At 44.6% G+C, this 15901-nt stretch carries 16 protein-coding genes; 6 read left to right on the forward strand and 10 right to left on the reverse strand.

Features of this window, described 5'->3' with window-relative positions; all coding sequences use genetic code 11:
- Nucleotides 1-98 precede the first annotated feature (98 nt).
- Nucleotides 99-971 (reverse strand): type II secretion system protein GspC, encoded by an 873-nt coding sequence (gene gspC / locus ACXAFJ_RS13035; RefSeq protein WP_475323904.1) that lies wholly within the window; start codon nt 969-971, stop codon nt 99-101.
- Between the two features lie 269 nt (nt 972-1240).
- On the opposite strand from gspC, the gene hslR reads away from it, so the two are divergent.
- The 4 genes from hslR to ACXAFJ_RS13055 all read left to right on the forward strand — a co-directional run bounded on the left by hslR (nt 1241) and on the right by ACXAFJ_RS13055 (nt 6508).
- On the forward strand, nt 1241-1627 hold the full coding sequence (gene hslR, locus ACXAFJ_RS13040; protein WP_475323905.1) for a ribosome-associated heat shock protein Hsp15: 387 nt from the start codon (nt 1241-1243) through the stop codon (nt 1625-1627).
- Nucleotides 1628-1643: 16 nt separating this feature from the next.
- A complete protein-coding gene (gene hslO, locus ACXAFJ_RS13045; protein ID WP_475323906.1) occupies nt 1644-2519 on the forward strand; it encodes an Hsp33 family molecular chaperone HslO in 876 nt (291 codons plus the stop codon).
- A gap of 336 nt (nt 2520-2855) precedes the next feature.
- Nucleotides 2856-4484, forward strand: a complete 1629-nt coding sequence (gene pckA / locus ACXAFJ_RS13050; RefSeq protein ID WP_475323908.1) for a phosphoenolpyruvate carboxykinase (ATP) — start codon at nt 2856-2858, stop codon at nt 4482-4484.
- 104 nt (nt 4485-4588) lie between these two features.
- Nucleotides 4589-6508: an AsmA family protein gene (locus ACXAFJ_RS13055; protein ID WP_475323909.1), complete on the forward strand. Its 1920-nt coding sequence runs from the start codon at nt 4589-4591 to the stop codon at nt 6506-6508.
- Between the two features lie 24 nt (nt 6509-6532).
- Here the strand turns inward: ACXAFJ_RS13055 and ACXAFJ_RS13060 are convergent, their stop codons facing one another.
- The 3 genes from ACXAFJ_RS13060 to ACXAFJ_RS13070 all read right to left on the reverse strand — a co-directional run bounded on the left by ACXAFJ_RS13060 (nt 6533) and on the right by ACXAFJ_RS13070 (nt 8884).
- On the reverse strand, nt 6533-7456 hold the full coding sequence (locus tag ACXAFJ_RS13060; RefSeq protein ID WP_475323910.1) for a bifunctional GNAT family N-acetyltransferase/hotdog fold thioesterase: 924 nt from the start codon (nt 7454-7456) through the stop codon (nt 6533-6535).
- 80 nt (nt 7457-7536) lie between these two features.
- Entirely contained in the window at nt 7537-7971 is a 435-nt protein-coding gene (gene dtd / locus ACXAFJ_RS13065; RefSeq protein WP_475323912.1) for a D-aminoacyl-tRNA deacylase, read from the reverse strand.
- Nucleotides 7943-8884 carry a virulence factor BrkB family protein gene (locus tag ACXAFJ_RS13070; RefSeq protein WP_475323913.1) on the reverse strand — a complete coding sequence of 314 codons (942 nt, stop codon included), beginning with the start codon at nt 8882-8884 and terminating at the stop codon, nt 7943-7945. Before ACXAFJ_RS13070 ends, dtd begins: the two co-directional genes overlap by 29 nt.
- Nucleotides 8885-8954: 70 nt before the next feature.
- Here ACXAFJ_RS13070 and ACXAFJ_RS13075 point away from each other — a divergent pair, with 70 nt between their 5' ends.
- Nucleotides 8955-9623: a DUF2959 domain-containing protein gene (locus ACXAFJ_RS13075; RefSeq protein ID WP_475323914.1), complete on the forward strand. Its 669-nt coding sequence runs from the start codon at nt 8955-8957 to the stop codon at nt 9621-9623.
- A 53-nt stretch (nt 9624-9676) separates the two neighbouring features.
- Here the strand turns inward: ACXAFJ_RS13075 and ACXAFJ_RS13080 are convergent, their stop codons facing one another.
- From ACXAFJ_RS13080 to ACXAFJ_RS13100, 5 genes are all read right to left on the reverse strand, one after another.
- Nucleotides 9677-10000: a cupin domain-containing protein gene (locus ACXAFJ_RS13080; RefSeq protein ID WP_475323915.1), complete on the reverse strand. Its 324-nt coding sequence runs from the start codon at nt 9998-10000 to the stop codon at nt 9677-9679.
- The gene (locus ACXAFJ_RS13085; protein WP_475323917.1) at nt 9993-10799 is read right to left on the reverse strand and encodes a methyltransferase domain-containing protein; all 807 of its coding nucleotides are present in this window, start codon (nt 10797-10799) and stop codon (nt 9993-9995) included. The genes ACXAFJ_RS13080 and ACXAFJ_RS13085 overlap by 8 nt, the downstream gene beginning before the upstream one ends.
- Before the next feature lie 78 nt (nt 10800-10877).
- Nucleotides 10878-11522 (reverse strand): ATP-binding cassette domain-containing protein, encoded by a 645-nt coding sequence (locus tag ACXAFJ_RS13090; protein ID WP_475323918.1) that lies wholly within the window; start codon nt 11520-11522, stop codon nt 10878-10880.
- Entirely contained in the window at nt 11519-12280 is a 762-nt protein-coding gene (locus ACXAFJ_RS13095) for an ABC transporter permease (RefSeq protein ID WP_475323920.1), read from the reverse strand. Before ACXAFJ_RS13095 ends, ACXAFJ_RS13090 begins: the two co-directional genes overlap by 4 nt.
- Nucleotides 12277-13212, reverse strand: coding sequence for an ABC transporter substrate-binding protein (locus tag ACXAFJ_RS13100; protein WP_475323922.1), 936 nt, complete (start codon nt 13210-13212; stop codon nt 12277-12279). The genes ACXAFJ_RS13095 and ACXAFJ_RS13100 overlap by 4 nt, the downstream gene beginning before the upstream one ends.
- 96 nt (nt 13213-13308) lie before the next feature.
- Between ACXAFJ_RS13100 and ACXAFJ_RS13105 the strand changes: the two genes are divergently transcribed.
- Nucleotides 13309-13980 (forward strand): Crp/Fnr family transcriptional regulator, encoded by a 672-nt coding sequence (locus tag ACXAFJ_RS13105; RefSeq protein ID WP_475323923.1) that lies wholly within the window; start codon nt 13309-13311, stop codon nt 13978-13980.
- Between the two features lie 54 nt (nt 13981-14034).
- On the opposite strand, the gene typA is transcribed toward ACXAFJ_RS13105, so the two are convergent.
- Nucleotides 14035-15858, reverse strand: a complete 1824-nt coding sequence (typA, locus tag ACXAFJ_RS13110) for a translational GTPase TypA (protein ID WP_475323924.1) — start codon at nt 15856-15858, stop codon at nt 14035-14037.
- Between the last annotated feature and the right edge of the window lie 43 nt (nt 15859-15901).

Genomic DNA, 15901 nt, shown 5'->3' on the forward strand with positions numbered 1-15901 from the left:
CAAACGCTAGACAACCTGCTAGCAGCCACGGACTTGTTGAGAGCAATCGGTTCACACGCTTCTCCTAAAACCCGAGCGAAGGCGCCTCGGGAGTGTAATTAGAACTGAATATAAATATCGTAAGGCTGACCATCTCTATCAACGGTCAGGTTCAGCTCACTCATATTCGATAAACTATTAAAAACTTCGGTCATGGTTTGTGGATTGGTCAAATCATAACCGTTAATGTGGGTCGCAACATCGCCAGCTATGATACCTGCACTTTCAAACAAGACAGGGTTGGCACCTGGAGTGAGTCGATAGCCTCGGATTTTTCCATCGCCCATGACCTGCGACATCCTCACATACTGGAAAACGGATTGTGGATTCTGTGCAATCGCATTACGAATCTGGTCGAGCTCTGACGTGGAACTGGTTGGCTGGCTTGCGTTCGTTCTGCGAGATGCGGTACTTGGTGTAGAGTAGTCTTGACCAAATAGCATGAGTGTTTCATCTCGACCTGAGTTTTTGATAATAACTCGATCATCCATTACTCTCGCTAAAATAGCCGATGTTCCTTGAATGGTTTCTCCAACGCCATAAGTCCCTTGACTACCACCGTTCGCAATGATCGCCAGACTCTTCTCTGATATAGAGCTCACTACAACACCAACAAGGGTGGCGTTAATTTTGCTGACTGGGGCTTCTGTTGGAGTCTGCTCTACTTCAACTGGCTTATTCTTAAATTCACCAAACAAATGACTCGCTTTTAGCGCTTGAGTATTAATGGACGTGCTAACTTGACTCGATTGGCTTTGTGGAGGGGTCCATTTCACAACAGAGGTGGTCGTATTTGAAAGGCCAGCGATGCGCCAGATTTCCTGACCAGATATCCAAAAAAGAGTCATCAACAACAGAAAAAAAACGAGGTAACTCGCCGTTTTTTCATATTTTGTCAGGGTAACTAATTGTAACTTTAAGCCATTCATCATTTATTCTTTATCAAAAGGCACATCGCACTGATTAAATTATTAATTTTGCTGTTCAATTTGAAAGATGCCTATCGTACTCGTTTAGCTTTCCTAGTACAAAATAACTATCATGTTCCTAAATACACATCCTCAATTAATCCTGAATATGCGTAGTTTTCGAGCTAGATCTTGAAAAACCATCCTTGTATCACCATTGTTAGACAGCCAAAGTGGTACGAATATCAATTCTTGCCTAGTTCGAACATAAAGCTAATAAGGTAAAAGCGCAAATGGCAGCAGACACAACAGCCGTTCGTTTAGATAAATGGTTATGGGCCGCAAGGTTTTACAAAACTCGCTCTATTGCTAGAAATATGATCGACGGCGGTAAAGTTCACTACAACGAGCAACGCACAAAACCCAGCAAAATAGTCGAACTAGGCGCTATCATTACGTTAAGGCAGGGGCACGAAGAAAAAACGGTCGTGATTGAACAAATTTCAGATCAACGTAAAGGAGCACCTGTGGCTCAAACGCTTTACCGAGAGACTGAAGACAGCATCGCCAAACGCGAAAAGAATGCGTTGCAGCGCAAACTACATGCTCACAATCCAAGTCCAGAACGTCGCCCTGACAAAAAACAACGTCGCGATATTATCAAATTTAAACATCAATAGCTGGAGCTAACTGACGATGTCACACAATGTCCTAAACCGCTACCTATTTGAAGATCTCTCTGTGCGTGGCGAGTTGGTGCAGCTCGACGAGACGTACCAAAAAATTATAGCGAGTAAAGATTACCCTGCTCCACTACAAACCCTATTAGGCGAGTTGTTGGTCGCAACATCTTTGTTAACCGCAACGATCAAATTTGAAGGGTCCATTACAGTTCAACTGCAAGGTGACGGCCCAGTCTCACTGGCTGTGATTAATGGCAGTCATGACCAAAAAGTGCGTGGCGTCGCTCGATGGGAAGGCGACATTGCCGACAACGCGTCGTTGCATGAAATGATGGGTAAAGGCCATCTGGTTATTACTATCGAGCCAAAACATGCCGAGCGTTACCAAGGAATCGTCGGTCTAGATGGCGATAACCTTGCTGAAATTCTTGAAAACTATTTTGCGAACTCAGAACAATTGAAAACTAGACTGTGGCTACGAGTTGGTGAATATGCGGGTGCACCAAAAGCGGCAGGCATGTTAATTCAAGTGGTACCTGACGGCACTGGTTCAGAACAAGATTTTGAGCATTTAGAGAAATTGACTGAAACGGTCAAAGATGACGAGTTATTTTCGTTACCGGCAGAGGATGTACTTTACCGCCTATACAACCAGGATAAAGTTCGACTTTTTGAGCCAAATTCCGTTGTTTTTCACTGCGGATGCTCAAGAGAGCGCAGTGGCGCAGCCATAGTCACCGTAGATCGCACTGAAATAGAAGACATTCTTAGCACGGAAGGAAGCATTGCATTGCACTGCGACTACTGTGGAACAAGTTATACATTTGATAGTAAAGATGTTGAAAATTTGTTCAATCAAACCTCTAATTTGCAAAGAAAATTACATTAATTTGTAGCACGCAATAAGCTACAAATTAGCCACTTTTCAGCCAGCTTTTGCTGGCTTTTTTTTGCCTAAAAAGCACGTTAAGCCCCCGTTATAACTGGTTTTTCTAACCACTTATTTTTTTAAAAATATTAATTATTTAGCTCTAGCGCAAACCTTTGCGCACACGTTAAGATGGTGCTACCAATTTGTGAGGGTTTACATAAAGCCACAATAAAATAGTGGATAAATTTTGAGCTATATCCCTGTTTTATCCCAAACCCGTTGCTACATTGGATAATAGATAAAAATTAATAAATTATTACAAAATCCCTACAAATATTCCGATAAGGAGCACCTATGACCGTTATGGAACATAAAAAGGCTGCAACACTTGATCTCAGCGCGCATGGTCTTCATGACGTGAAAGAAATTGTACGTAATCCCAGTTACGAACAGTTGTTTGAGGAAGAGACTCGCGCAGATCTCCAAGGTTACGAAAGAGGCGTGGTAACTGAGCTAGGCTCAGTTGCGGTGGATACAGGTATATTTACCGGGCGCTCTCCCAAAGATAAATATATCGTTAAAGACCAAACCACACAGGATAATATGTGGTGGACATCTGACGCAGTTAAAAATGACAACAAACCCATTGATGTTGCCGTTTGGAACGATCTGAAATCGCTTGTTACTGAGCAATTGTCAGGTAAGCGTCTATTTGTCATTGACGGTTATTGTGGTGCTAACCCCGATACTCGCTTGAATATTAGGGTGATTACTGAAGTGGCTTGGCAAGCACACTTCGTAAAAAACATGTTCATTCGCCCAAGTGATGAAGAGCTAAAAACCTTCGAGCCAGATTTTGTCGTTATGAATGGTGCGAAATGCACCAACCAAAAGTGGGAAGAGCATGGTCTGAACTCTGAAAACTTTACCGTGTTCAACCTAACCGAGCGCATGCAGCTGATCGGTGGAACTTGGTACGGCGGCGAAATGAAGAAAGGTATGTTCGCGATGATGAACTACTTTTTACCTCTGCAAGACATCGCTTCAATGCATTGCTCTGCCAATATGGGTACCGATGGTGATGTGGCAATTTTCTTTGGTCTATCAGGTACGGGTAAAACAACTCTGTCGACTGACCCACATCGTGCCTTGATCGGTGACGATGAACATGGATGGGATGATGAAGGTATCTTTAACTATGAAGGTGGTTGTTACGCCAAAACCATCAAGTTATCTAAAGAAGCGGAACCGGATATCTATAATGCTATCCGCCGTGACGCGCTGTTAGAAAATGTCACGGTTCGCAAAGATGGTTCGATCGACTTCGACGATGGGTCAAAAACAGAAAACACCCGTGTGTCTTACCCACTGTATCACATCGATAATATCGTGAAGCCAGTATCCAAAGGTGGCCACGCCAATAAGGTAATTTTCTTGTCTGCAGACGCATTTGGCGTACTGCCTCCAGTGTCTAAATTGACTCCGGAACAAACCAAATACCACTTCCTGTCTGGCTTTACCGCCAAACTGGCGGGTACAGAGCGAGGTATTACCGAGCCTACGCCAACCTTCTCAGCGTGTTTTGGCGCCGCGTTCCTAACGCTACATCCAACAAAATACGCAGAAGTGTTAGTAAAACGTATGGAAGCAGCTGGCGCTGAGGCTTACTTGGTGAACACAGGGTGGAACGGCTCTGGTAAACGCATCTCTATTCAAGATACGCGAGCCATCATCGACTCTATCTTGGATGGCTCGATTGAGAAAGCGGAATGCAAAAACATTCCAATTTTCAACTTGAGCGTACCGACCTCGCTTCCAGGTGTGAATGATGAAATTCTCGATCCTCGTGACACTTACGTCGATCCTCTACAATGGGAAAGCAAGGCACAAGATCTGGCGTCTCGTTTCATCAATAACTTCGAGAAATACACGGATAATGCCGAAGGACAATCACTCATCGCCGCTGGTCCACAGCTAGATTAAGTGATATCAGCTGACAAAATCTGATCTAAGCCCCTTGAAAAAGGGGCTTTTCTTTTGGGTTAATGTAATATCAAAACCAATATCAAAGAGTTGTGTGAATCAGAATGAAAGCGTTTAAGTATTTGGTCAGTGTTTTGCTCATTGCTCTTCTTGTCACACTAGTCGCTGTCGCTGCTTTAGTTCATAGCTCATACGCCACCCCAGCTTTTAATCGTTATTTGGCCCCAATTTGGGGTATTCAAGTTGAGCAATTTAGTTATCAATACCCAAGTAAAATCAAACTCTCTGGTCTAACGACAATACAAAACGACCAAACTGCCGCGGTTGATTCAATTTCCCTATGGATAGCGCCAAGCTCTTTTCTAACCGGCTCAATTGCCTTTGATAGTATTTTGATCGATGGAGTAAACTGGAAAGACGACTTAAGTTCGTTCACTTCATCTCTGTCACATCGGTCTATCACTCGCCAATTTGCCATCCATAACCTGGATATTTCTCTACCTAATACAGTTGCAAGAGGTGTGTCTTTACAGGTATTCGACCCTAAGTGGCAAGAAGCCTCGCAACTGATCCCGTTTGGCAAATTACAGTTCAAAGCCGAGCAGCTTTATCACAATGGGCAAGCCTTTGATAACGTGTTGATCGATGCCAATTTCCAAAAAGAAAACAGCACAGTGAGTGGTTTTTCATTTAAATGGAACGGCAGTGATATCTCAGGGCAAGCAGAGCAATACCCGCAAGGTTGGTCGCTCATCAATGTCACGTTAAATCAGTTTGTTTGGCCAGAGAACTCAACGACTAACACCTTCAGCCAATATCTACACACCTTGCCCTTCGACATCTATCATATTAATAGTTTGGATATTTTGTCCGGCGACCTTCATTGGGCAGACTGGCACTTGGAAAACTTAGATTTATCGTTAGAAAACTGGTTTGTCGGAAAGCATTTTGACCAGCAAGTCAACGCTTACCTGTCTATGCGTGCCGATACCGTATCAAAAAACGCGCTTTTGTTTGCCAATATGCGTAATAAACTTCGATTTGAGTCAGACGCGCTAATCGTGGAAGAGTTCGACACAGACTTTAACCAAGGTCGAATTTTATTTTCTGCCGAGTTTGGTCAACATCACTGGCACTTTGACCAGTTAGTGGCTTCCGATATCAAGCTGATCGATGACACCAAAGCCCAGCTGCTCCAACTCACCGAAAATATAGATACTCAAATACTACAACGCATCACAATCGATCAACTCGACCTTGAACGAACTCAGATTATTCAGTCGATCGAACCACCTTACTGGCAGTTGTCAGGCCTGAATGCAGATGGGAACAACCTTCACCTATCACGATTCAATCAACACGCGGCTGCACATTGGGTGTTGTGGGACGGTCAACTAGAAGTCACGGCTAACAGTGCCAGCTTTGAACGGTTCATTGCCAATCAAGCAGTGCTAGTGACGTCTGCAAAAAGCGGCAATTGGAATATTGATCGCTTTTTAGCACCTTTGGAACAAGGGTATCTCGACATTACTGCCAATGTACAACACCAAGTCCCTAGTGCGCCTTGGCAGCTTTCTGCCCACGGTGATGGGATACCATTGAGCCCATTGCGAGCCTGGTTGCCGTCAGGATTTGATTTGCAAGGTGTCACCGAAATGCAGCTGGAACTAACCGGTTTATCGGGTGATCAGAATATGTTGGCGTATTCATTGTCAGGACAGGCTGAACTTGCCATCCGCGATGGCGAGATCCTATTTGACGCTATTCCCGAAACCCCTGAATCTTTCCAAAGTAAGGTCAACCTACCTCAGATAACACTGCAAGCAGAACGAGGAAATATTAAACTCAGCCCCGCGTTTCCAACTAACGCGAGCGAGTCGATTACCAATCGCTTCGATCTCGTTCAATGGTTAGTTAACAAAAAAGACGTGCAGCTAGAGTACCGCAATCAAGCCGATTGCGGCGTAATGACCTTAGACCTTTTGTCTCGGGATGTGGAAGTTGCCGAGGCCTGTGTGCAATAACCAAAACAGCCCGGCATTTGATAGTTAGTTGTTTTGTTCCAACACCGATTGGTAATCTGGAAGAAGCATGTAAGTGCCCACAAACTCGACAGCTTCTTTACTGCCACTGTGAATAATTACGTTAACGACTACTCTAGCCTTTCTTCCTGAGGCTAACCGATCTAAATCGCCACTGATCCCATCTAATGATGTCGTTGCGACAGGGCTTTGCTCAACAGGATGTCGGTAGCGAATTTGGCTGTCTGCAAGCACGATATCAGCGGTTAAACCACGCTCTTTGAGTAGAAGCCACGTCATCCCCCAGCCTGTTAGCGTCGCTAGGGTAAACGCCGAGCCGGCAAACATCGTATTATGTGGATTCAAATTTGGATTGAGCTGCGCTGAACACTCAAACTGGTAACCCGTGTATTGGTTAATCTTGATACCCATCTTGTCGCTGATCGGGATTTGGTTGTCCCAACGCTCTTGCAAGTCGGTACACCACTCAGGCTTGCGTAACACATTGGCCATTGGATCCAATGTCTTTACCATTTGTTGGTGACGAACAGGGCCTCGCTCATCATTGAGCTCACCACGACGCTCGAAGCCATTGTTCTCATAGAAGGCAATCGCATCTTCACGTGCATTACATACCAAGCGCTTAACGCCCTCTTGGCGAGCAAGCGATTCCAATGCCACCAGCACCAGAGAACCAAGACCTTTGCTACGGCGATTCGATTTCACCGCCATGTACCGTATTTGACCATCGTGATCAGGTGTGACGTAAAGTCGGCCGATCGCCATTGGTCGACCGCGGCTGTCAACAATCATGCGGTGTAAACTCAATGGGTCGTATTCGTCTCGCTCAGAACCTATCGGCATACGCCATGGCTCGCGAAGCATCTGCCAACGAAAGTGATAATATTTGTTTAATTGGTTTTCTGTTTTTGGCGTGATTAGCTTAAACATTCACTGTTCCTGTTGTCCGCGATCTCTTCCATAAGATCGAGATAAATCTATCTGGATTAACCTGTGTAACAATCACACACTTAGACTTGTAACCAGAAGGTCACTGGGCCGTCATTGACTAGTGAAACCTTCATATCGGCCGCGAATCGACCTTTTTGGGTCGGCAGTACCGCTTTACATTGCTCGGCAAAATAGTCATATAACCGCTCTGCCTCCTCAGGGTGAGCGCCACGAGAAAAGCCCGGACGTGTCCCTTTCTTAGTATCAGCAGGCAGCGTAAACTGCGAAACTACCAGCACTTCGCCATCGATTTGCTTCACGTTAAGGTTCATCTTACCGGCGTCGTCTTCAAACACTCGATAAGTGGTGACCCGCTCGACGAGTCGCTTAGCTTTCGCTTCATCGTCGTCTTTTTCGACGCCAAGTAATACCAATAGGCCTTGTTTGATGTCACTGATGGTCTCACCATCTACCGTGACGGAAGCTTCACTTACTCTCTGAATCAGTGCGATCACTGAGTATTCCTTGCTCGTTACTTTGCCATTCTACCGCGGAGTGTAACATGTCCGGCTGCGCTTCCCACAATTCCACTTCGCCCAACGCTGCGGTCACCTCAGCACCAATCAGTACAATCAACCACGACAAATACACCCAAACAAACAGTATTGGCACGGCGGCTAACGCGCCATAAATCAATTGATAAGAGGGGAACTGAGTGATGTAAAAGGCAAACCCCTTTTTACTCGCTTCAAACAGCAAAGCCGCGACAATGGCACCTATTGCGGCGTGTTTCACTGATACCTTAGTGTTAGGGACCAAAACATAAAGTCCAACAAAGGCAAAAAAGGACAGCCAGAACGGTAACCAACGAAGAAATAGGGTGTACACACTAGAAAGCGCTTCATTGTCCAATATTGCAAGTGACGTAATGTAAGAACTGACCGCCAAACTTGCACCAACCAAGATAGGTCCAAGGGTTAGAATCATCCAATACATGGAGAATGAAAACACTTTACGGCGCTTGGTTTTCACTCGCCAAATATAATTCAAGTTACGATCGATATTTGAAATGAGCATAAGCGCCGCAACGAACAGAAATGCGCCGCCTAAGGCCGTCATTTTTCCGGTATTAGCGACAAACTCACTGAGTGCTTGCTGCACGGCATCACCAGCAGCAGGAACAAAATTGGTGATAACAAAATCTTGTATCACATCGCCGGTGTTAGAAAACACGGAAAAAGAGGACAACACTGACAACAATACCGTCATCATAGGAACCAATGACAGCAGCGTGATGTACGCCAAGTAACCCGCGTTAACGCCCACTCTGTCTTGGCCCATGCGAGCCAATAAAAACCGTAAAAATGCTTTGATAACTGACACCTTAGGTAGCAGTTGCTGCTTGTATCCTGCCGGAAACTGGTTCATCCTTAACCTCTTTTTGGTCTCTCACTCAGGTCTTCTGACCTTTTGAAACGATTTTTGGAGAAGTTTGAGTATGCCAACATATTGTAATTTCAGAGCCTTCAAACTGCGTCACTGTATTCTGGTGCTTTTTGCTGCTTTTACCTTAGCCGGATGTCAATCTGCTTACTACACCGCAATGGAAAAAGTGGGAGTTCACAAAAGAGACATAGTGGTAGACCGAGTTGAAGACGCCAAAAGTGCTCAACAAAATGCTCAGCAAGAATTTGCTTCTGCTTTAGAGGCTTTCACAGAACTGACTCAGTTTCAAGGCGGTGAACTTGAAGCCATGTACAAAAAAATTAATGGCCATTATGAAGATAGCGCGAGCGCGGTCAAGCAAGTGCGAAGCCGTATTGAATCGATTGAAGATGTCTCTATAGCGTTATTTGAAGAATGGCAAACCGAACTAGATTTATATTCTAATGTAAAACTGCGCAACGAAAGTGAACGACAGCTAAACGCTACTCGTCGCTCATACGACTCTATGCTTTCAGCTATGAATCGAGCTGAACAAAAAATGACACCTGTCTTGAATACCCTTCGCGACCATACGCTTTATCTCAAGCACAATCTGAATGCCCGTGCCATTGGCGCACTTCAAACCGAGTTTGGCTCGTTAGAAAATGAAATTCAAAGAGCAATTTCAGATATGAACGCTGCGATTGCTGAGTCTGATAAGTTCTTATCGACTCTTAAATAAAAATAGGGGGCTTGTGGCCCCCTTACCTTTCCAAGAAAAGCGAAACAAAGCACCTAAGCCTTACCCCGCAATAGATGTAGAATAAATTTCAAGTCCGTTTTTGCTTCCACACTATGCGGTAAATCTGGGTCCATGTATAACCAACTACCCGGTTTCAGCATGGATCGAGTGCCATTTAAGTCAAACTCCGCTTCCCCATCTACAACGTAAACAACCGCAGGTACTCGCGCGGTGTGTTCAGACATGATTTCACCCTGTGCGAATCCAAATGCCACAGTTCGTAAGCTTTTGTTTTGGAAAAGTGTATGGCTTACGATTCCTTTAGATGGAATGTCAATTTCACAGTCGAGATTCTCAATGAATTTATGCTCAAACATTGCCTACCTCTGGCTTTTCCGCAATAAGAACCACCGCTCCTAGTTGCTTTTTGTATTTTTGAAATACTTCGCGCATCCCGAGAACTCTAGAACGCTCTTCGGGAAATCTCATTAAATTAAAGACAAATTTGATCGTTCTAAATACCCCCTCATCTTGGAGTACTCGTTTGGGCGACAGCAGCCCCATAGGAAACTGATGAGTTCGGTGGACGATAAAGCCAACTTCTTCCAACAATGCTTGCCACTCACCAATGGTATCTGGTCTAGCAGACACTTTTATCGCTTGAGCCAACGCATGCTGAATATTGTGTTTTTCATCTTCTGAGGTCTCATTGTTAACTAAACAAAGTTCGTGAATGGCGTATCTACCGCCACTTTCCAACACTCGAAATGCTTCTTCTACAATCCGTTTTCTTTTGGCTTTACTTTGCATAGTGAGCATGGCTTCACAATACAAAACACTTGCTGAGCCTGATTCCAATCCAGTTTCTTCCGCATCGCCTTGTAAACACTGGCTGTGAGTAGTGGAGAAATTTGGATCCTTGATAACCTTTTTAACTTCAAGCGCAGCATCGGGATTTTGTTCAATAGCGCGATATGTTTTGGGATTCTGGCTTAAGCACATTTTTGAGGTTATCCCCAAACCCGGAGCAAGCTCTACAACCTTATCTGACGATGTAATTTTTGTACCAGACAACATGGTTTTGGTAGCTGCAATACCACCCGGACGCAGCACTTTTTTACCTAGTTTCGCCAACACCCAATGGCCCGGCTGAGTCATAACAGAAGCTTGGTTCATTATGAGATTACTCCAATAAAGAAAATCAAAAGAAAATACGAGGCTAAGCTGGTCAGTACAATCCAGCGAAACAATGGGCTAATTCCAAACATTCTCTCCTCCTAGACTCTCACTAATACCGGTATTTAAGGACTCGGGCTGTTCCTTGTGAATCGACATATACTTGATATCAGCACACAAACTGCGCAGTTCATCTTCACTGTGACTGACGTAAAGAACGGCAATTTTTCTGGATTCAGTTAACGCCGACACCAAATCTGTTAATTGTTTTTTACGCTGCTGGTCTAAAGCACTAAAGGGCTCATCCAATAACAGTAAATCAGGGTCAATCAGCAATGCCCGTACTAAAGAAACGCGCTGCGCCATACCGCCTGAGAGTTCATGTGGGTAACACGAACCAACATCATTAAGTCCGACCTGATGTAACAACGCCTGAATTGACGAAATGTCCTGATTCACTAATGACAGGTTCTGTATGACGGTTAGCCAAGGGAGCAAACGTGCGTCTTGAAACATCATGCCAATTCGTTTGGCGTTAACACACACTTCACCGGAGCTAGGAACCACAAGATCTGCAATGGTCTTTAGAACCGTAGATTTACCCACACCACTGGGGCCCATGAGTCCTAATTTTTCTCCTTGGTCGAGATTTAAACTGAAATTCGTCAGTACGCGCTTTCCGTCAAACTGGACGCAAACTTCTTTCATAGATACTAAATTCACTTCAGCCACCTCGTCGCCCAGCTTTGCATTGGGTAAACAACCAACAATTCAAGAAGAGCGACTAAGATCAGACACAGGCTCACCCAAGCGTACAGTTGCTGACTGTCAAAATTGGCACTGGCATTCGCCAATTGATACCCGACACCTTCATTAGTCCCCATCACTTCTGCTAGCACAACAATTCGAACCCCGTGAGAGCATACTTGTGTAATTGCCGTTAATAATGGTGCTGCGATTGCTGGAAGATAAATAGCTCTTAGCCTTTTAATCAGCCCAAAGTTATAAACCGATGCAAGTTCGTGCCATTTGGGGTCAATGCTATCCATGCCATTAACCGTGTTGAGATAAACAATGGGGGTCAAGAGCACAACCGTAATGGAAACCACCATTGCACTTCCCATGCCCAACCACAACATGACTAACAACACGATAACGACCGGAGGGATACTCATTAATGCCCAGCGCCACGGAGCCAAAAAGAATTTAAGTTTGGGTAACAAGCCAGCCATGATCCCCAAACTGACTCCAACAATGCTTCCAAGAGCCAAACCAGCAGACATACGACCTAAGGTCATAAACAAACTTTGCCAAAAGTCAGGCTGAATAATGAGAGTTAGCAAAGACTGAAAAGCCAACAAGGGGCTTGTCATAACCAGTGAGCTCATCCACAAAGCTGCCAGCCACCACAAACTGATAAATGCTCCTAACCCCAAAGCCTTAAATAGCCAGCCATCTATTGGCTTGACCTGAGTGCTCACAAGTAAAACTCAGCCGAAGGCATTTTTCCGCCTACTTTTTTAGCATCACTCGACATCAGGAGTTGATAAAAGGCTTCCAGAGCAGGCTTAACGTCGCTGACTGGCTTTGGCGATAGCTCTGAGTGCTTAATTGCACTTTTGATGACAGGAACGGGTAGTGGAACATGGCGACTCACCAATTCAGCACACTCTGCCACATTTGCCTTACACCAATCTGCACTTTGCTTGTAAGCATCTGCCAATAACTTTCGTTGTTGCTCTGTTTCTAAGGTGATACTTGCCAAACCAGCTTGAGGTAATTGCGGCATATCAGGGAAGGTTTCACCCCACACTTGGCTAAGTTCCATATTTCGATACAAAGGTCGATCTGAATTCTTAGACTTAGCGACCACTGCTGATGCTGCTGGCTCAATCATCACCCCAATGTTAACTTGGCCTGATAGCAGACGTTGTCCAGCCTCAAGTACACCTTGCGTGTGTTCCAAAGTGACAGTTGCTGGTGTTTGCTGAGCCTGATTAATGGTGTTGAATACGATGGCCGGCATATCATTTCTAAACGGCACAACTACAGACTGTTTATCCAATTGATTCCAATCATTCAGTTCTGGCTTGTCGCTCATAAGCCAAAGAATGCTCCAAATGGAAACATTGAGAAGACGGACATTTTGTCCTTTGTTGTAAAACGTCGCGGCAACATTTGAAGGCATCGCTGAAGCCACAACGTCTTTATTTACCACCATTGTTCGCAATTGATCTGGGTTCCTCCAAAGCTGAAACTCAAGGTCAATACCGTGTTCTTTTAGGCTCTGTTGTTCTGCGATCACAATTAGAGGATAACTGACGACCGCCGCTGGACCAGCGACATTCCATTTTTCCGCATTTACTGAAAAAGAAAGACAAAGAACAAATAAGCTGGTAAAAATCCTAATCATGACAATTTTCTCAAATGATATTAATTATCATTAATATTAAGATGGTTTGCCTAAAACCCTTCTTGATTATTATCAAGCCAAACAAATAGGTTCCGAATGGCTTCATTTTTAGAATTGCTTTCTCCCGAACTCAAGTCCCAGCTAATCAAGCGAAGTCAGAAGCGGAGCTTGACTGCAAATCAAATGCTGTTTCAACGAGGGGACCAAGCAAGCCATATGTATCTGGTGGAAAAGGGAAGGATTTTATTATTTAGAAACACGTCAGATGGCGAAGAAAAAGTATTCAAAGAGTTTATGGCAAATGATGTGATTGCGGAGACCGCAATGTTTATGTCGCCAAGTTGCTACCCTATGAATGCTCGAGCTATCTCTGCAAGTACGGTCATTGCATTTTCAAATGAAGATATTCACGAGCTTGTCGCAGAATATCCAGAACTAGCACTTCGCACTCTTGCCAACATGAGCAATCGTATTCACGAATTAATGGATAGAGTTGATACCTTGACGCAGGTAAATGCGGGGGAAAGACTTGTGATGCGGCTAGCAGAGTGGCATCGCCATCAAAAGAACCCAGATAGTTATGTTTCTGTTCCTATTTCAAAAAAAGTGATGGCAACCCAACTTGGCATAAAACCAGAAACGCTTTCCCGCTTACTCACAAAAATGAAGCAATCCAATCTTATCGTCGAAAAGGGCGTGCACTGGTATATCACAGATAAAAAAGCCTTATGTGATTCCGTTGGCTTACTTGAAGACATTTTCAATTAGTACAAAAAAAGCGAGCTAAATAGCTCGCTTTTTCATTGAGATTCTAATCCAAGATTAGCTGCGAGACGCGCGCTTACGGTCACTCTCAGTTAAGAACTTCTTACGAATACGAATACTCTCAGGTGTTACTTCCACCAGCTCATCATCATCGATGAACTCAAGTGCCTGCTCAAGAGTCATCAAGATTGGCGGCGTTAGGACCTGAGCATCATCAGTACCAGATGCACGAACGTTAGTTAGCTGCTTACCTTTAAGCGGGTTAACTGTTAGGTCGTTGTCACGGCTATGGATACCGATAACCATGCCTTCGTAAACTTCAACACCGTGACCGATAAACATACGGCCGCGATCTTGTAGGTTAAACAAAGCATTGGTTAGTGCTTTACCCGCACCATTTGAAATCAATACGCCGTTGATACGCTGACCGATTTCACCACCTTTGTGTGGACCGTAGTGGTCGTAAGTATGGTAAAGCAAGCCAGAACCAGAAGTCAGAGTCATAAACTCAGTCTGGAAGCCGATCAGACCACGAGAAGGCATCACAAAGTCCATACGAACGCGACCTTTACCATCAGGTGCCATATCGGTTAGCTCACCTTTACGCAGACCGATGTTTTCCATGATGCCGCCTTGGTGCTCTTCCAAAACATCAATAGTCACGGTTTCAAACGGTTCCATTAGCTGACCATCAACTTCTTTGATGATTACTTCTGGACGAGATACCGCAAGCTCAAAGCCCTCGCGACGCATATTTTCAATAAGAATAGATAGATGTAGCTCACCACGACCAGAAACGCGGAACTTATCAGGATCGTCAGTTTGCTCGACACGCAATGCTACGTTGTGAACCAGTTCTTTTTCTAGGCGGTCAAGAATGTTACGTGAAGTGACGTACTTACCTTCTTTACCTGCGAATGGCGACGTATTCACTTGGAACGTCATCGTTACTGTTGGCTCGTCAACAGACAACGCCGGTAGCGCTTCTACTTCACCCTGAGCACAAATTGTGTCAGAAATTTTTAGCTCACCAAGACCAGTAATAGCAATAATGTCACCGGCAGTGGCTTGGTCTACATCGTGACGCTCAAGACCTAAGTAACCTAATACTGTACCAACTTTACCATTGCGGGTTTTGCCATCTGCGCCAACAACTGTTACTTGCTGATTAGGTTTAACGGTTCCGCGAGTCACACGACCCACACCAATTACCCCTACGTAAGAATTGTAATCAAGCTGAGAGATTTGCATTTGCAACGCACCCTCAAGGTCAACTTCAGGTGCTGCTACTTCATCAACGATAGCTTGGAACAATGGTTCCATGTCTGCACCAGTTTCGCCTTCTTCAAGCGTTGCCCAACCATTTAGTGCTGATGCGTAAACCACTTTAAAATCTAGCTGCTCATCAGTCGCACCTAAGTTATCGAACAAGTCGAATACTTGATCCATAACCCAATCAGGGCGTGCACCTGGACGGTCAATTTTATTAATCACGACAATTGGCTTTAGACCGTGAGCAAACGCTTTTTGTGTTACGAAGCGAGTTTGCGGCATAGGACCATCGACAGCGTCAACGATGAGTAGTACACAGTCAACCATAGACATGATGCGTTCAACTTCACCACCAAAATCGGCGTGTCCCGGAGTATCAACGATGTTGATGCGGTAGTCATTCCAGTTAATAGCGGTATTTTTAGCAAGAATGGTAATACCGCGTTCTTTTTCGATATCGTTCGAGTCCATGACTCGCTCTTCTGCTTCACCGCGAGACTCCAAAGTCCCTGATTGCTGTAGCAATTTATCAACTAGTGTAGTTTTGCCGTGGTCAACGTGGGCGATGATGGCAATATTTCTTAATTTATCTATCTGTGGCGTAGACATGGGTCGATTCACTCGGTAAGGAAAGCCGTGTCTCTCAGACCCG

This window comes from Vibrio sp. ABH4_348 (assembly GCF_056159765.1).